This is a genomic window from Microbacterium sp. C-MGS6 (genome assembly GCF_058140415.1).
The window spans coordinates 3,228,728-3,245,897 of the sequence record NZ_CM176934.1; the positions used below are offsets into that span (position 1 = coordinate 3,228,728).

Genomic DNA, 17,170 nt, shown 5'->3' on the forward strand with positions numbered 1-17,170 from the left:
GGGTCTCGACGTGTAGCCGGGGTCTCGGGATCAGAGGATGCCCTCGGAGAGCATGGTCGGGTTGCCGAAGCGGTGGTTGGTGATCGACACGGCCTGTTCGTGCAGGAACGGGAGCATCTCCACCCGGCCCGCTCCGGTCACGGCGTGCGACCAGACCGCGACGTCGGGGCTGCCGTCGAGGGCCGTGTGCAGCGCGCCGGCGTCGCCGCCCACGAGCCGCACCCGCTGCCACGACCGGGCCCCCTTCGCGTAGCGCTTGGTCCACGCGGCGTCCGACTCGGTCTTCACGGTCACGCCCTGCGCCTTGAGCGCCTTCTCCACCCGGGACGGCAGCGACGCGGCCGACACGGTGAACGGGCTGCCGCTGCGCAGGGCAGCGGCGAGCACCCGGACCCCCTCGGCGAGCGGCGCGTCCTCGGCGACGCGCACGTCGACGGCCACCGGACGGTACCGGAACACGTTGCGCTCGACGCCGAGTCCGGACTTGTCGCTCACGGCGCCGAACTCGTCGATCCACGCGCGCTCGTCGGCGGCCGCGGCACGATGCAGCCACTCGATGCCCGCGGGGTCGAGCTCGGGTGCGGCGGCCTCCAGCAGCCCCGTCACCGCGGGGGTCACCGCCGCCCCCGGAGCCGCGGCGGGCAGCTCGCCCGCACGCCACTCGCCCAGACCGAAGAGGTAGTTCGGACCGCCGGCCTTGGCCCCGGCGCCCACCGCCGAGCGCTTCCAGCCGCCGAACGGCTGACGCTGCACGATGGCGCCGGTGATCCCTCGGTTCACATACAGGTTGCCGGCCTCGACGCGGTCCAGCCAGGTCGCGACCTCGGCGGAGTCCAGCGAGTGCAGCCCCGCGGTGAGGCCGTAGTCGACCGCGTTCTGCAGCCGGATGGCCTCATCGAGGTCCTTCGCGTGCATGATGCCGAGCACGGGTCCGAAGAACTCGGTGAGGTGGAAGTACGAGCCCTCGCGCACGCCGGTCTTCACCCCCGGTGTCCACTGCTTCCCCTCGTCATCGAGCTTCCGGGGCTCGACCAGCCAGCGCTCGCCCTTGTCGAGAGTGGTGAGCGCGGTGAGGAGCTTGCCGTTCGCGGGCTCGATGATCGGCCCCATCTGCGTGGCGGGGTCGTCGGGAAGCCCGACGCGCATCGAGGTGACCGCGTCCACGAGCTGCCGCTCGAAGCGCTTCGAGTCCGCCACCGACCCGACGAGGATCGCCAGCGACGCGGCCGAGCACTTCTGCCCCGCGTGGCCGAACGCGCTGCGGGCGACGTCGGCGGCGGCGAGGTCGAGGTCGGCCGACGGCGTCACGATGATCGCGTTCTTGCCGCTGGTCTCGGCGAGCAGCGGCAGGTCGGCCCGGAAGGAGCGGAACAGCTGTGCGGTCTCGTAGGCCCCGGTGAGGATGACCCGGTCGACCTGGGGGCTCGCCACCAGGCGGGTGCCGAGGTCGCGGGAGGCGAGGTCGACGAGGGCGAGCAGATCGCGCGGGACGCCCGCGGCCCACAGCGCCTCGACCATCACGGCGCCGCACCGCTGGGTGAGCTTCGCGGGCTTGATGATCACGCCGGATCCGGAGGCGAGGCCGGCCAGCACACCGCCGGCGGGGATCGCCACGGGGAAGTTCCACGGCGGCGTGACCACGGTCACCTTCGACGGCACGAACTCGGCGCCGGGGATGGCCTCGAGATCCTTCGCGCGCTCGGCGTAGTAGTGCGCGAAGTCGATCGCCTCGCTGACCTCGGGGTCGGCCTCGGCGATGGTCTTGCCTGCTTCGTGCGCCATGATCTCCAGCAGCTCGCCGCGGCGGGCGGCGAGCTCGTCGCCCGCGCGGTGCAGGACGGCGGCGCGCTCGGCGGCGGGAAGCGCTGCCCATTTCTCGGCGGCGGACGTGGCGGCCGCGAACACGGCGTCCAGCTCGGCGTCGGTCTCGATGCGGGCCGCGGCGATCGCGTCCCGGCCGAGCGTCGAGGAGACCGAGCGCTGCAGGATCTCCCGGCCCCACGCGCGGTTCGCGGCGAGCGCGGGATCGGTGTCGGGCTCGTTCGCGAAGCCGTCCGTCGTGGCGGCGGGGCGCGGAGCCGTGCGGTCCTGCGTGCGGTTCGGGCCCGGCACCGACGGGTCGGCGACGAGCGCGGCGAGCGAGCGCTCGAAGCGCTCCCGCTCGCGGGTGAGCAGGGTCGGGTTCGAGGCCAGCTCGAACACGGCCGACATGAAGTTCTCGGGGCTCGCGTTCTCCTCGAGGCGCCGCACGAGGTAGGCGATGGCGACGTCGAACTCCGCCGGGTTCACGACCGGCGTGTAGAGCAGGAGACGGCCGACGTCCTTGCGGACGGCCTCGGCCTGCCCGGTCGCCATGCCGAGCAGCATCTCGTACTCCACGAGGGCGCCCTTCTGCCCCTGGGTCCCTGAGCCTGTCGAAGGGCCGGTCACACCACGGGCCTTCGCCAGCAACCACGTGTACGCGATGTCGAAGAGGTTGTGACCGGCGACGCCGATACGCACGGCGTCGAGCCGCTCGGGGGTCATCGCCCAGTCGAGCACGCGCTTATAGTTCGTGTCCGAGTCCTGCTTGGTGCCGTAGGTCGCGAGCGGCCAGCCGTGCACCTTCGCGTCGACCTCCTCCATCGCGAGGTTCGCGCCCTTGACGACGCGCACCTTGATCGGCGCTCCGCCCTTGGCGCGGCGCGCGGCCGCCCACTCCTGGAGCCGCTGCATGGCGCCGAGCGCGTCGGGGAGATACGCCTGCAGCACGATGCCCGCCTCGAGGTCCTCCAGGCCCGGCTGGTCGAGGATGCTCGTGAAGGCCGCGATCGTCAGGTCGAGGTCGCGGTACTCCTCCATGTCGAGGTTGATGAACTTCTGCGTCCCGGTGCGGGCCCCCTTCGCCTCGGCCTTCGCCGCGAGCCGGTACAGCGGGGTGAGCTTCTCCACGACATCGGCGACGGCCTCGTCGAACGACCACATGGAGAGCTGACTGACGACGCTCGAGACCTTGATCGAGACGTAGTCGACGTCCGGGCGGGCGAGGAAGTCGTACGTGCCCTGCAGTCGGCGGCCCGCCTCGCGCTCGCCGAGCACGGCCTCGCCGAGGAGGTTGAGGTTCAGACGGTTGCCGGTCTTGCGGAGCTTGGCGATGGCCGGGCCGAGCTTGGACGGCGTCGCGTCGAGCACGAGGTGGCCGACCATGGCCCGCAGCACGCGCCGCGAGATCGGGACGACGACGTTCGGGAGCTTCGGCGCCCAGAACCCGCCGGCCTTGATGGCGGCCCGGAGGTAGCCGGGCAGCAGCGTGGGCGTGATGTCCGACAGCTCGGCGAGCTTGCGGCCGGCGACCCGCAGGTCCTCCGGACGCATGACGCCGTCGACGAAGCCGACGGTGAAGTCCAGTCCGTTCGGGTCCTTGAGCACCTCGGAGAGGCGCTGGGCGGCCGGCTCGACCGGGTGGGTCTCGCTCTCGGCGAGCCAGCGCTGCACGAGCGCGGCGACCTCTTCGGTGCGGGGGGTGGTGTCGTCGATGACGGTCATGGGGCGGGGGTACCTTCCTCGGCCTCGCACACCCGGGTGTCGTGTGCGGCTGGATCATTGTCCAGCCGCTCGGTAGGCTCCGTCTATCAACCGATTCGAGTGGATTCTGTTCACTCATCCCGAACGATTGGGAGCCGTCGTGCTGGACGCCCACCGCCTGCGTCTGCTCGTGGAACTGTCGCGCCGCGGCACGCTCTCCGCGGTGGCCGACGCGCTGTCCTACAGCAAGGCCTCCGTGTCCCAGCAGCTCGCCGCGTTGGAGCGCGATGTCGGAGTGCCACTGCTGCGTCGGGTCGGTCGCGGGGTGCAGTTCACGCCGCAGGGGAACGTGCTGGTCGCCGAGGCCATCGGCATCCTCGATCAGCTCGAGCACGCCCAGGTCGCCGTCGCCGAGTCGCTCACCGAGGTGACCGGCACCGTGCGCCTCGCGGTGTTCCAGTCCACCGCGCACTCCTTGCTGCCCCGCGCCCTCGCGGCCCTCGGCGAGCGCCACCCCGCCCTGCGCGTCGAGGTGACCGAGCGCGACCCGGAATCCGGCCTCGTGGGCGTCTCCAGCCGCGACTACGACCTCATCCTCGCCGAGCAGTATCCGGGGCGCACACGCCCCATCCACGCCGACCTCGACCGTGTCGTGCTCGCCCACGACGCCATCGCCCTCGCCCGGCGCCCCGGAGCTGCGGGAGCTGCCGACCCCGTCGCCGCCCTGTGGGCCACCCGCGCGGAGCCGTGGGTGCTCGAGCCTGCCGGCACGGCGTCCCGCGCGTGGGCCGAGCAGCTCTGTCGCACCGCCGGGTTCGAGCCGGACGTGCGTTTCGAGCTCGCCGACCTCACCGCGCACGTCCGGCTCATCCACGCCGGGCTCGCGGTGGGGCTCCTCCCCGAGCTCGTGTGGGCGGGCGACACCCCGACGGTCGACCTCGCCCCGCTCCCGCAGGAACCGCGCCGGGAGATCTTCTCCTCCGCGCGGCGGGTGTCCGCGGACGCCCCCTCGATCCGCGCCGTCCGCGCCGCGCTCGCCGACGCCGCCTCCCGCAACCTCCTGGACTGACGCGAACCGACCTCCGGGAATATGCATGCACATGCATCGGTTCATCCCCCGTGTACGCGGACGACGGTGTCCGATTCCCTCCGTCCGAAAGGCACTTCCGTGAGCACTCCCGTCATCGACCGCACCGCCCCGACCGAGCACCCCGTCCTCGACGTCCTCGCCGGCCGCTGGAGCCCCCGCGCGTACGACGCGCAGCATCCGATCGACGAGGCCAAGCTCGCCACCGCGCTCGAGGCCGCCCGCTGGAGCCCCTCCGCCAACAACATCCAGCCGTGGCGCTTCATCGTCGCCCGCCGCGGCACCGCCCTGCACGCCCAGATCGTCGACGCGCTCATGGGCTTCAACCAGGCCTGGGCCGGCAACGCGGCCGTGCTCGTCGTCGCGATCGCCGAGACCGCGACCGCCGACGGCACGCCGATCAGCCACGCGTTCTACGACCTCGGCCAGGCCGTGGCGCACTTCTCCGTGCAGGCCCACCACGACGGCCTCGTCGTGCACCAGATGAGCGGCTTCGACCCCGAGGTCGTCCGCGAGTTCGCCGACCTGGAGGCGCGCTTCACCCCCGCCACCGTCATCGCCGTCGGCGAGTTCGGCGACATCGAGGCCCTGCCGGAGGTGCTGCAGGAGCGCGAGGTCGCCCCGCGCGTGCGTCGTGCGATCGCGGAGACGGTCGTCCTCAGCGCCTGAGCATCGACACACGAAAGGCCCGGTATGCGTCGCGCATACCGGGCCTTCTCGCTGTGTGCCGGTCGGGATCAGTCGTCGAGCAGCTCCGCCTCGATCACGTCGTCGTCCTCGACCTCCGGCTCGGGGGTCGTCGCCGTGAGCACGAGGCCCGTACCGTCGGCCGCCACGTCCACGCGGACGGTGTCGCCGTCGTGCACGCCACCCGAGAGGAGGGCGGTCGCGAGCTTGTTCTGCACCTCGGTCTGGATGAGGCGACGCAGCGGGCGGGCGCCGAACACCGGGTCGTAACCGCGCTCGGCCAGCCACGACCGCGCCCCAGGAGTGACCGCCAGCGTGAGGCGACGGTCGCGCAGCCGGTCGTGCAGCTGGTCGACCGACAGCTCCACGATCTGCGCGAGGTCGTCCTCGGTGAGCGCCTGGAACATCACGATGTCATCGAGACGGTTCAGGAACTCGGGCCGGAACGCCTGGCGCACGAGCGCCATCACCTGCTCCCGCTTCTCCTCCACGGAGGGCACGGGGTCGATGAGGATCGGCGAGCCCAGGTTGGAGGTCAGGATGAGGATCACGTTCGAGAAGTCGACCGTGCGCCCCTGCCCGTCGGTCAGCCGCCCGTCGTCGAGCACCTGCAGCAGCACGTCGAACACCTCGGGGTGCGCCTTCTCGACCTCGTCGAGCAGGATCACGCTGTAGGGACGACGCCGCACGGCCTCGGTGAGCTGACCGCCCTGCTCGTAGCCGACATACCCGGGAGGGGCGCCGACGAGCCGGGAGACCGAGTGCTTCTCGCCGTACTCCGACATGTCGATGCGCACCATGGCGTGCTCGTCGTCGAAGAGGAACTGCGCGAGCGCCTTGGCCAGCTCGGTCTTGCCGACACCGGTCGGTCCGAGGAAGAGGAACGAGCCCGTGGGACGACCGGGATCGCTGATGCCCGCGCGCGAGCGGCGCACGGCGTCGGACACCGCCTTGACGGCATCCTTCTGGCCGATGAGGCGCTTGCCGAGCTCGTTCTCCAGGTGCAGCAGCTTCTCGCTCTCCCCCTGCAGCAGCCGCCCGACCGGGATGCCCGTCCAGGCCGCGATCACGGCCGCGATGTCCTCCTCGGTGACCTGCTCATTCACCATACGCGGCTCGCTCGAGGCGGTGGCCTCGGCCTGCTCCGCCTCCGCGATGTCACGCTCCAGGCGCTTGATCGTCTCGTACTCCAGCTTCGACGCCTTCGTGTAGTCGGCGTTGCGCATGGCGAGGTCGCGCTGGGTGATCGCGTCGTCGAGCTGCTTCTTCAGCTCACCGACGCGGTTGAGACCCTGCCGTTCCCGCGCCCACCGGGCTTCGAGTCCGGCGAGCTCCTTCTCGAGTTCGACGAGGTTCTCGCGCAGGGTGCCGAGGCGCTCCTTGGACGCGGCGTCCTTCTCCCGCTTGAGCGCGAGCTCCTCCAGCTTCAGCCGGTCGACCTGGCGCTTGAGCTGGTCGATCTCGACCGGAGAGGAGTCGATCTCCATCTTCAGGCGCGACATCGACTCGTCGATCAGGTCGATGGCCTTGTCCGGGAGCTGCCGCGCGGGCAGGTAGCGGTTGGAGAGGGAGGCCGCGGCCACGAGGGCGCTGTCGGAGATGGTCACTCCGTGGTGCGCCTCGTAGCGGCCCTTGAGCCCGCGGAGGATCGCGATCGTGTCCTCGACGGTCGGTTCGCCGACGTACACCTGCTGGAAGCGGCGCTCGAGGGCGGCGTCCTTCTCGATGAACTCGCGGTACTCGTTGAGCGTGGTGGCGCCGATGAGCCGCAGCTCGCCGCGGGCCAGCATCGGCTTGAGCATGTTCGACGCCGCGACCGAGCCCTCGCCGCCGCCCGCACCCATGAGCACGTGCAGCTCGTCGATGAACGTGATGACCTGGCCGTCCGACTCGGTGATCTCCTTGAGGACCTGCTTCAGGCGCTCCTCGAACTGGCCGCGGTACATGGCGCCCGCGACGAGGGCGGAGATGTCGAGCGAGACGAGCTCCTTGTCCTTGAGGGACTCCGCGACGTCGCCCGCGACGATGCGCTGCGCGAGCCCTTCGACCACCGCCGTCTTGCCGACGCCGGGCTCGCCGATCAGCACCGGGTTGTTCTTGGTGCGACGAGTGAGCACCTGGCTGACACGCCGGATCTCACTGTCCCGTCCGATGACGGGGTCGAGCTTGCCCTCGCGGGCGCGGTCGGTCAGGTTGATGCCGAACTGCTCGAGGGCGGACTGCTGTTCCTGGTTCGGGGATCCGGTCTGCGGGGTGGTCATGCGCTCCTCCTGGAGATGCTCCTTCTGAAAGTTGAGTTTGGTTGACTCAAGTTTAGCATTCGGCGGTGCGCGACTCCACCGCCCCTCACCTCTCGCGGGCGACCTCGTCCCAGACGGCCGCCGCCACCTCGCGCTTGCTCCCCGCCGCGGTCCGCGCCACGACCCCGCCGGGCCCGAGTATGTGCACGGCGTTCTCGCCGCGCTCGAACCCCTGCTCCCAGCCGACCTCGTTCACCACCAGCAGGTCGACCCCCTTGCGCTCCTGCTTGCCGCGGGCGCGGGCGAGCATCTCCGCCTCATCCTCGGGCGTCTCCGCCGCGAACGCGACGATGAGCTGTCCCGCGCCTCGCTTCTCGACGAGCGCGGCGACGATGTCCTCGTTCTCGACGAGCTCGATGGTGCCGACCCCGCCGCGGTCCTTGGTGAGCTTGCGCGCGGAGACCTCGACCGGTCGATAGTCGGCCACGGCCGCCGCCATCAGCACGACGTCGGCCGCCGCGGACTCCTCCTTCATCGCCGCGGACAGCTCCGCGGCCGTGCCGACCCGGACGATCCGGACGTGCGGGTGGCGGGCCTCCGCGAGCACGTCCCCGGAGACGTTCGCCGCGACGAGCGCCACCTCCGCGCCGCGCGCCGCCGCCTCCGCCGCGAGCGCGACCCCCTGGCGCCCGCTGCTCCGGTTGCCGAGGAAGCGCACCGGATCGATGGGCTCCCGCGTCCCGCCTGCCGAGACGACGACCCGCACGCCTGCCAGGTCGCCCGGTGTCAGCAGCGCCTGGGCCGCCGCCAGGATCTCCTCCGGCTCGACCATGCGACCGGGTCCGCTGTCACCGCCGGCCAGCTCGCCGTCGGCCGGTCCGACCACGTGCACGCCGCGTTCCCGGAGCGTCGCCATGTTCGCCTGCGTGGCCGCGTTCCGCCACATCTCCGCGTGCATCGCGGGCGCGACGAGCACGGGCGCCTCGGTCGCGAGCAGCGTCGTGCCGAGGAGGTCGTCGGCCAGCCCCGCGGCCATCTTCGCGAGCGAGTTCGCCGTCGCCGGGGCGATCACGATGAGGTCCGCTCCCTGGCCCAGGGCGACGTGCCGGACGCGGGCAACGTCCTCATGCACGCTCGTCGTCACCGGGTGCCGACTCAGGGCCTCCCAGGTCGGCAGGCCCACGAAGCGCAGCGCGTCCTCGGTGGGCACCACGGTCACCTCATGACCGGCCTTCGTGAGCAGGCGCACGAGGTGCACCGTCTTGTACGCGGCGATGCCGCCCGTGACTCCGACGACGATGTTCACGCCTCGATTCTGCCCCAGGGTCCGGACGCCCGGGTCATCGCGCACGGATTCGTCGCGGGTCCCGCCCGCCTCGACCGACCTAGACTCGGAAGCGTGTGCACGGTGGTGATCGATGTCGAGACCGCGGGATCCGCGCGGCTGCTGGCCGTCCGCGACGAGGACCCGGCTCGGGAGTGGGATGCCCTGGGCGAGTGGTGGCCCGAGGAGTATCCGGGGGTGATCGGCATCCGTGACCGGCGGGCCGGTGGGGCCTGGCTCGCCGTGAACCCCGTGGAACGACGCCTCGCCGTGCTCCTCAACCGCGCCGACGTGCAGGACCTCTCGGCGGGCGCGGCCGTCTCCCGCGGCACCCTTCCGCTCGCCGCGGTCACCGGCCGCTCCCCGCAGGGCGCGCCGCGGATGCGCGGCTTCAATCTGCTCGAGGTCGGGCCGGACGGCGCCCGGGTGCTCTCCTGGGACGGTGCCGGGCTGCGGGACACACCCATCGAGCCCGGGACGCACATGATCGCCCACGACGACCTCGACGACGAGGAGACCCCGCGCATCGCCGCCTGGCTCCCGGAGTTCCGCGCGCTGGGACCCGCCGCGGCGAGCGCCGACTGGGCGACCGAGTGGACCGCGCTCCTCGGAGCCTCCGCCGCCCTGCCCCCGGAAGACGACCGCGCCATCATCCGTGACAACCGCCCGCACGGCTACCCGACGCAGTCCCTCCTCTACGCGGTCGCCACGGTCACGCCCACCGGGGTCGACGTCCGCGACGTCACCCTCCCCTCCCCCGCCCACTGGCACTGACCCCTCCTCGCTTCCCGATCCCGTCCCGTCCCGCCCCGCGATCCCCGCGCGGGATCAAAAACGCACCTCCCAGCCCCTTCTGCGGAGCCATTCTGATCCCGCCCGCCCGTCACTTCTCGCGCGGGATCAAAAACGCACCCGGTCTGCCATTCCGCGGAGCCATTCTGATCCCGCGTCGATGCAGCTAGCCTGCCGGCCGGTCCGAGGAGATCCACTGCGGAGCGCACAATGCCCACCCCCGGCGGCTCGGGCCGGAGTGGGGCGCAACGGAGCGGGACGGAAAGAGCTCCGAATGCCACCCCCGCGCGCGCAGTCTTGATCCCGCTCGACAGACGCGGAAGCGGAACGGAAACCGCTCCGGACGCGGCTCACTCCAGCGCGTTCTTGATCCCGAACGGCAGCGGAGAACGGACGCGGCTGGTAGCGGGACGGAAACGGCCCCGGGGACGGTCCACGCCCGCGCGTTCTTGATCCCGAACGGCAGCGGAGAACGGACGCGGGACGGACGCGGCTGGTAGCGGGACGGAAAAGGCCCCGGGACGGTCCACGCCCCGCGCGTTCTTGATCCCGAACGGCACCGGGGACGGACGCGGGGACGGATGTGGGGACGGAAAAGGTCCCGGACACGGTCCGCTAGCGGGCGCTATCGATCCCGCACGTTGGCGGGGCCGGTGCGGGCCCGCGGGACGGGTCCGGCGCGGGCGCAGCGGGAGGGGGAGGCGGTCAGGCGGCAGGGACGGCGGTGGCGCAGGAGAAGCGGGCGCGGTAGGCGGTGGGGGTCACGCCCAGCACGCGGGCGAAGTTCTGCCGCAGGACGGCCGCGGAACCGAAGCCGCAGTCGGTCGCGATGTGCTCGAGCGGAAGGTCGGTGCGCTCGAGGAGACGCTGGGCCTGGATGATCCGCTGCCGCCCGAGCCACGCGGCGGGGGTCGCCCCGTACTCGGCTTTGAAGCGGCGCGCGAAGGTCCGCGGCGACATGAGCGCCCGCGCCGCGAGCTGGTCGACCGTCAACTCGTCACGGAGGTTCTCCACCGCCCAGTCGGCCACCGCGGCGAACGAGTCCGTGGGTGCGACCGGGATGGGCCGATCGATGAACTGCGCCTGACCCCCGTCGCGCTGCGGCGGCACGACCATCCGACGCGCGATCCGGTTGGTGATCTCCGCCCCGAGCTCCTGTCGCAGCAGGTGTAGGCAGGCGTCGATGCCCGCGGCAGTGCCCGCGCTGGTGATGATGCGGCCGTCCTGGACGAAGAGCACGTCAGGATCGATGTCGATGTCGGGGTACATGTCCGCCATCGTGTGCGCGTACATCCAGTGCGTCGTGGCGCGCCGCCCGTCCAGCACTCCGGCCGCCGCGAGGATGAACGAGCCGCTGCACACGCTCATCACCCAGGCTCCGCGCGCCACCGCTTCGCGGGCGACCTCGACGAGGAGCGGATCGATGTCGCCCCAAGTCTCCCGGGGCACCGGGCAGAACACGACGAGGTCGGCCTCCGCGGCGAAGGACAGATCATGCTCCACGTTGATGGAGAAGCCGATCTTGGAGCGCACGACCCCGGGCCGTGGGGCGACGATGCGGAAGTCGAAGTTCGGCACCCCGTCGGACGACCGGTCCAGACCGAACGCCTCGCAGGCGACCCCGAACTCGAACGGCGCGAAGCCGTCCTGCACCACGCACGCGACGGTCTTCATCACATCTCCCGGAATGGCAGTTTTCCTACGAACAGTGCCCGATCCGCCACTCGTGGCAGCATAACACCGAGCGTAGCTTTTCTGCCATGCTACTCCTTATCCTCCTCCTCGCCCTCAGCATCTGGGCGATCATCGCCACGTTCGTCGAACTGCGGCGCGACGGCTACCGTCGCACCCCCACGGACTGGAGCCGCGTCACCGGACAGGACGCCCTGTCGCAGGCCGACCCCGGCCACGTCTACCGCTGACGTCCCGGCCGTCCGCGAGGGGGGCTACGCTCGGGGCATGAGCGACCCCCAGCAGCCCGCACACCCCTCGCGCGACGGTGCCGGCGACCCGGCCGCAGTCCCGACCCCTCCTCCGCTTCCGGCCGAGCCGCAGTACCCCGGTGCCCAGGCCCCCGCCCCCGGGGCCCCCTACGCGCCGACGCCGGGCGGCGGGCACGTGTTCCCCACCGCTGCTGTCCCTCAGGCCTTCCCCACCGCCACCCCTCAGCCGTACCCGACCGCGCCGGGATCCGCCCCCGGATCGGCGCAGGGCGTCCCGCTCTACGGTCCGCCGGTGCCGCGCACTCCCGGCGACTCCCTCGGGCGCGCCGCCTTCATCGTCGCGCTGGTGACGCTGGCGATCGACGTGTTCCTCATCCTCGCGCGGCCGTTCGTCTACATGTCGGACCGGACCTACAGCATGATCGGACTGATCGAGGGGGGATCGGGCATCCTCACCTTCATCGGCTACGGGGCGGCGCTCGTGCTCGGCCTCATCGCGGCACGGCGGCCGGGACCGCGGCTGCTCGCGGGGATCGCCATCGGTGTCTCCGGCGCCGGTCTGCTGACGGTCGTGCTGAGCTGGCTCTCGTCGAACTTCTACGGCTTCCTGTGAGCGCTCAGGCTCCGGAGAGCACCCGCTCGTAGACCTCGATCATGGCGGCCGTCCGCGAGGACTGGCGGAAGGCCTCCGCGACGGCCGGTACCGGCTGCGGCGCGGTCCCGTGCGCGATGTCCGCGGCCGCCTGCCGAAGCGTCGCGGCGAGGGCCTCGATCCGTTGCGCCTCGAGGGCGCGTCCGCGGGCGTGCGGCTCCGCCGTCGGCACAGCCCAGAGCCCGCCCTGAAGCTCAGCGGCGATGTCGGGGTCGCACACGACGGAGGGCGTGCCGAGGGTGGCCGCCTCGAACGGCGTCATCCCCTGGGTCTCGAATCCGATGGACGTCTGCACGAGCGCATCGGCGGCGGCGATCCGCTCCAGGGTCTGCGCATAGGAGAGGCGCCCGGCGAACCGCACGCCCGCACGCCCCGCGACGATCCGTTCGGCCGCCGCCCGCTCTCCGCCGCCGCCGATCACCTCGAGGTCGGCGTCGATGTCCGCGTCCACCCAGGCGCGGAGGAACGGGAGCAGGCGCTTCTCCGGACTCATCCGCCCGAGCCAGACGAACCGAGGACGCCCCGGCATCCGCTCGACGGGAGCCGCCGCGAGCGTCTGCGCGCGGACGTCGTCGTCGATGCCGTTCCACACCACGTCGACGGTGCGGGCGACGCCGTTCTGCTCCAGTCGCCGCGCGAAATGCCCGGAAGGCGCCGTCACGGCGGCGGCGTCCGCCGCGAGCCCGCGGAGGTACGACCACCCGTCGCTGCCGCCGACCGGCACACCGATGCCTCGGAGGGCGGTGCGGCGCCAGAGGTTGAGCACAGCGAGCACGGGCCGGTGCAGCGGCGTGACCGCGGCGAGCCCCACGTCGACCCGGTTGTGCATCGTGTGCACGACCGGGATTCCATGGCGGGCGGCGAACCGGTGACCGATGAAGGCGCCCCAGAAGTCGGCCTGCACGTGCACGAGGTCGACCGGAGGCCGATGCGCCATCGCCCGGTCAAGGGCCCGATCGGTCGCCCGACCCGGCCAGGTCATCGCGTACTCCCGGTCCAGGGTGATCGGCAGCGACGGGAGGTCGACGTTCCCGGGGGACGATGCAGCGTCGTCACGCCGTGCGTGCATACGGGGCGCGACGACCGTCACGGTATGGCCGGCGCGCTCCAGGAACGTCCGCTGCAGCCGCATCGACACCTGCGCCCCGCCGAGGGAGTCGAGGTGCTGATCGGCGAAGAAGACGACGTGCATCCGCGTCACTCGGGCAGCGGCTCGTCGCGGTACAGCGCCTCGAAGGTGTCGAGCGTGCGGTTGATGTCGTGGATGGCCACGCCGTCGAGGGACGCCTTCTGCATCCGCTCGTACTCGCCGGGGGAGGCGGTCAAAACAGCGGTGAGCTTCGCGGCGAGCTCGTCGACGTCTCCCGGCGTGAAGAGGTGGCCGTTCTCGCCGTCGTGCACGAGGTGGGGCAGGGCGACGGCGTCGGCGGCGACGATCGGCAGCGCCGATGCCATGGCCTCCATCGTCGCGATGGACTGCAGCTCGGCGATCGACGCGATGACGAAGAGGCTCGCGCGGGACAGCAGCGCCCGCAGCTCCTCGTCGGTGGTCCGGCCGTGGAAGGTCACTCGATCGGACAGGCCGAGCTGTGCCGTCAGGCTCTCGAGCTGCTTGCGCTGGTCTCCGCCGCCGACGATGTCGAACGTCGTGTTCAGCGCCGGGTCGAGCTTCGTCATCGCCTTGAGGATGACCTCGACCTGCTTCTCCGCCGTCAGCCGGCCCACGAACACGAGCCGGTTCTCCTCGCGCGGGGCGATGACCGGGGTGTACTGGGAGCGGTCGATGCCGCAGCTCACCGGGATGACGCCGCGCACCTCGACCGTCTTCTCCAGGAAGTCGGCGGCCCGACGCGTGGGCGTGGTGATCGCCCGCGTCAGGTCGAAGGTGCGCTTCGCGTCGGCCCAGGCGAACTTGAGCACCATGTCGTCGACGAACTTCGGCATGGTCGTGTGGTCGAGGATGTTCTCGGCCATGACGTGGTTCGTCGCGATGACCGGGATGCCGCGCTGCTTCGCGATGCGGGCGAGTCCACGCCCGATCACGATGTGGGACTGGATGTGCACGACGTCGGGCTGTACGGCATCGAGCACCTTCCGTGCGTAGTGCTTGGAGCGCCACGGCCACACGAAGCGCAGCCAGTCGTGCGGCGCCCAGCGCACAGAGGGCAGGCGGTGGAGCGTCATCGGCTCCCCCTCGATCACCTCGGTGCGGGGCGCGGTGCGGCGGTACGCCTGGTTGGGGGCGACGACGTGCACCTCGTGCCCGCGCTGCACGAGCCCGGCGGCGAGACGCTCGGCGAAGCGGGCGGCACCGTTGATGTCGGGAGCGAACGTGTCACAGCCGAGGAGGATCTTCAGCGGACGGGGCTGTGCGGCGGTGGCGTCGCGCGACGCATCGATCGGATCGTCGGAGGAGGTCACAGAGATGCCTAACGGGGTGGCGGCCAAGGAGAAGCCCTGGTCGGGCGGTGGCAACTCTACCCGAGGGCCCTGTCCGCGACGCCGAGCCATACCGGCATCCTTCAGCCTGGGCCGATACCGTGAAGCCATGCGACTGCACGCCGACGCCGACCCCCAGCTGTGGATCCCCGTGACGGACTCGCTCGGGTGGAAGGGGCGCCGGCATCGCAAGGCCGCGATCCGGATGCTGCTCGGTCAGGTGAACGCCGCGGTCGGCGCGACGGAACGGCCCGGCTCGCGGTTCGGAGCCTGGGCGATGAGCCAGGCCGCCCCGATGCTCATGAAGAAAGCCGACGGGCGAGTGCTCGCGTGGACCTGGAAGGCGGAGCCGGACCTCGTCGTGGCGATGGCGACGGTGCAGGCGCTCACGCCCGACATCCGGATCGCCCGCGCGTCGATGCCGATGGAGTACGACGACACGACCTCCTTCCCGACCCGGCTCGGCGTGGGCGAGAAGCTCGTGGTCCCGACGCCGCCCTCCCCCTCGGCCCCGCCCTTCGCGACCTACACCTGGGACACCGGCACGCACCTGGTGACGTTGACGGCCGTCTGCAGCGACCGCGAACGCTTCGGCACGCTCATCGGTGCGCTCGACGACCTCGCCGGCAGCCTCCGCATCGCCGACGACCTCACCGGCGGCGAGTCGCCCGAGGTCCTCCGCCTCCCGCCCGCCTGACAGCGGATACCGATCGGCCACCGGATTATCTGACGTCCGAATATGATCGGAGCGAATCCGCGACCCAGGCGGGACCAAGATGTGGATGAGTGGACAGAGGGAACCGGTCGCAGGCACGATCGTCCCGCCAGTGCTGTACCTGCCGGTGACCGATCTTCCCGATGGCCAGGGGCAGAGATTCGCTGTGCACCCACTTACGGACGGCCGGATGGGACTACTGGCATACACGGCGCTCGATCGGCTGGCAGAGTGCTGCGGAGAACGGCAACAGTGGGTGATGCTCGCGACGCCGGATCTCGGCCGCGTGAAGCGTGTGCAACCGTTCGACGTGGTGGCGTTCGATGCCCCCGTCCCCGCCTCGCTGCGACCGGACGGTCGAATCGGATGACCGACATCTACATGGACCGCGACGGCATGGAACTCCGACTGAAGGAAGTCGTCGCCCGCGTCGATGAGTCCGACAGCGCACTCGGCGAGTTTCCGCCTGCTCCGGACGCTGGTATTGCGACGTCGATCATCGCCTTGATCGCGTCTGCCGGGGCGGAAGCGGCTGGAGTCGCCAATGATGCGACGCGCGCACTGTCAGCCATCACACACGACGTCCTCAATGACATGACCCTTTCCAACGAGGAGATGGCGGACGAGATCCGGGATATCGAAGAGGAGCTGGACCCGTCATGAGCATTGATCTGCACATCCCCGGCGACCCGCCATCCATTCGCACGCTGGGCGACTGGATGTCTCGCATGAAGTCGTCACTCGTCGAAGTCGATCTGGAACTCGCCTACGTCGCGAGCCAAAGCGAGAACTACCTCCGCGGGGAGGCAGGCAGCGCGTTTCAGCGCACCGCCACTTCGGTGAGGAACCGATCCAGTCCAGCGATGACGTACCTCGGCGACGCCGCTCCTGTCGTAAATGCATACGCGAACCGACTTGATCGCGGGCGCGAGGACTTTGACTCCTATCTGGAACAGGCGGCTCAACGCGGCCTCACGGTACACGGCAAAGTCGTATTGGAACCGACAACACATCTAAAGGTGTGTCCCGCCCCCGACGCCGACCCCGCGGCAACGGCGGAGTGGGATGCCTTTCTTTCGCGCGTCGCGACGTACAACGACCTGGCGGCCCGCGTGGGCACGTGGTGGGGCGAGCTCGAGACATGGCGAGCTGAGAACTTCGCTCCACTCATTGCCCGTCTGGAAGATCTTTCACCACTTGATGGACTTGTCGATGAGTTGACGTCCACCGACGCGAATAAGACGGTGGTCGATGCGGCGCTCGAGACGGCCGATGTACGCACCGAGCGCGACTTGGCGGACTGGCGCTCGCTCGCTCAACAGATGCAGGATGACGCCGACACTTTCACTGATCAGCTCCGTTCCGGTAACCCTGCAACGCAAGCGGCGGCAGAGGCGGCCAATCCTCGCGCGCTTCGCGAGGGTGCGGTAGAGCTACTGGAACATGTCGAGCAGGTGAGCCGCGTCGGCAAGATCATCCCGCTCGTCGGACCGGCGATCGACATCGTGACCATCGGCGCGGCGATCGCGGACGGGGACTCCGGATCCTCGCAAATCGCCGGGGCAGTCGGTGGAGCAGCTGGCGGCGCGGTGACCGGCGGAGCCATCGCGGCGGCCGGGGGGCCGGTTGGATGGGTGATCGGCGGCGCGGTCGTTGCATCCGTGGCGGTCGGGTCTGCAGCGACCTGGGCGTGGGAGGCATGGGTGCCGATCGACGCGCGCGAGTCGATCGACGCATGGCTTGAGGACGGCACCCGTTTCTGGCAGCCACCCCAGTTGGCAGGCTGA

The 17,170-nt window shown here is 70.9% G+C and carries 15 protein-coding genes; 9 read left to right on the plus strand and 6 right to left on the minus strand.

All coding sequences use genetic code 11. The annotated features are described in order from the left end of the window. Nucleotides 1–30 precede the first annotated feature (30 nt). Entirely contained in the window at nt 31–3,525 is a 3,495-nt protein-coding gene (locus AC3B5L_RS15990) for a bifunctional proline dehydrogenase/L-glutamate gamma-semialdehyde dehydrogenase (protein WP_490095975.1), read from the minus strand. Nucleotides 3,526–3,664: 139 nt separating this feature from the next. Between AC3B5L_RS15990 and AC3B5L_RS15995 the strand changes: the two genes are divergently transcribed. Both AC3B5L_RS15995 and AC3B5L_RS16000 read left to right on the plus strand, forming a co-directional pair. Continuing rightward, nucleotides 3,665–4,573, plus strand: a complete 909-nt coding sequence (locus AC3B5L_RS15995; protein ID WP_259953824.1) for a LysR family transcriptional regulator — start codon at nt 3,665–3,667, stop codon at nt 4,571–4,573. Between the two features lie 99 nt (nt 4,574–4,672). After that, nucleotides 4,673–5,260, plus strand: coding sequence for a nitroreductase family protein (locus AC3B5L_RS16000; RefSeq protein ID WP_490095976.1), 588 nt, complete (start codon nt 4,673–4,675; stop codon nt 5,258–5,260). 68 nt (nt 5,261–5,328) lie between these two features. Here AC3B5L_RS16000 and AC3B5L_RS16005 read toward each other — a convergent pair whose 3' ends face one another. Continuing rightward, a complete protein-coding gene (locus AC3B5L_RS16005; RefSeq protein ID WP_490095977.1) occupies nt 5,329–7,539 on the minus strand; it encodes an ATP-dependent Clp protease ATP-binding subunit in 2,211 nt (736 codons plus the stop codon). Nucleotides 7,540–7,624: 85 nt separating this feature from the next. Continuing rightward, nucleotides 7,625–8,824, minus strand: a complete 1,200-nt coding sequence (gene coaBC, locus AC3B5L_RS16010) for a bifunctional phosphopantothenoylcysteine decarboxylase/phosphopantothenate--cysteine ligase CoaBC (protein WP_280564531.1) — start codon at nt 8,822–8,824, stop codon at nt 7,625–7,627. A gap of 93 nt (nt 8,825–8,917) precedes the next feature. On the opposite strand from coaBC, the gene AC3B5L_RS16015 reads away from it, so the two are divergent. After that, nucleotides 8,918–9,616, plus strand: coding sequence for an NRDE family protein (locus AC3B5L_RS16015; protein WP_280564529.1), 699 nt, complete (start codon nt 8,918–8,920; stop codon nt 9,614–9,616). A 723-nt stretch (nt 9,617–10,339) separates the two neighbouring features. On the opposite strand, the gene AC3B5L_RS16020 is transcribed toward AC3B5L_RS16015, so the two are convergent. Continuing rightward, the gene (locus AC3B5L_RS16020) at nt 10,340–11,308 is read right to left on the minus strand and encodes a GlxA family transcriptional regulator (protein WP_280564527.1); all 969 of its coding nucleotides are present in this window, start codon (nt 11,306–11,308) and stop codon (nt 10,340–10,342) included. 86 nt (nt 11,309–11,394) lie between these two features. On the opposite strand from AC3B5L_RS16020, the gene AC3B5L_RS16025 reads away from it, so the two are divergent. Both AC3B5L_RS16025 and AC3B5L_RS16030 read left to right on the plus strand, forming a co-directional pair. Further along, a complete protein-coding gene (locus AC3B5L_RS16025; protein WP_259953815.1) occupies nt 11,395–11,556 on the plus strand; it encodes a hypothetical protein in 162 nt (53 codons plus the stop codon). A gap of 37 nt (nt 11,557–11,593) precedes the next feature. Beyond that, entirely contained in the window at nt 11,594–12,190 is a 597-nt protein-coding gene (locus AC3B5L_RS16030) for a hypothetical protein (RefSeq protein WP_259953813.1), read from the plus strand. Nucleotides 12,191–12,194: 4 nt separating this feature from the next. On the opposite strand, the gene AC3B5L_RS16035 is transcribed toward AC3B5L_RS16030, so the two are convergent. Then, a complete protein-coding gene (locus AC3B5L_RS16035; protein WP_280564554.1) occupies nt 12,195–13,421 on the minus strand; it encodes a glycosyltransferase in 1,227 nt (408 codons plus the stop codon). Nucleotides 13,422–13,426: 5 nt separating this feature from the next. Continuing rightward, nucleotides 13,427–14,656 carry a glycosyltransferase gene (locus AC3B5L_RS16040; protein ID WP_232089256.1) on the minus strand — a complete coding sequence of 410 codons (1,230 nt, stop codon included), beginning with the start codon at nt 14,654–14,656 and terminating at the stop codon, nt 13,427–13,429. Between the two features lie 121 nt (nt 14,657–14,777). On the opposite strand from AC3B5L_RS16040, the gene AC3B5L_RS16045 reads away from it, so the two are divergent. From AC3B5L_RS16045 to AC3B5L_RS16060, 4 genes are all read left to right on the plus strand, one after another. Further along, nucleotides 14,778–15,365, plus strand: coding sequence for a hypothetical protein (locus AC3B5L_RS16045; RefSeq protein ID WP_490095978.1), 588 nt, complete (start codon nt 14,778–14,780; stop codon nt 15,363–15,365). Nucleotides 15,366–15,495: 130 nt separating this feature from the next. After that, the gene (locus AC3B5L_RS16050) at nt 15,496–15,753 is read left to right on the plus strand and encodes an SAV_915 family protein (RefSeq protein ID WP_490095979.1); all 258 of its coding nucleotides are present in this window, start codon (nt 15,496–15,498) and stop codon (nt 15,751–15,753) included. Next, nucleotides 15,750–16,046: a hypothetical protein gene (locus AC3B5L_RS16055; protein ID WP_363446267.1), complete on the plus strand. Its 297-nt coding sequence runs from the start codon at nt 15,750–15,752 to the stop codon at nt 16,044–16,046. Before AC3B5L_RS16050 ends, AC3B5L_RS16055 begins: the two co-directional genes overlap by 4 nt. Further along, nucleotides 16,043–17,170 (plus strand): hypothetical protein, encoded by a 1,128-nt coding sequence (locus tag AC3B5L_RS16060; protein WP_363446265.1) that lies wholly within the window; start codon nt 16,043–16,045, stop codon nt 17,168–17,170. The genes AC3B5L_RS16055 and AC3B5L_RS16060 overlap by 4 nt, the downstream gene beginning before the upstream one ends.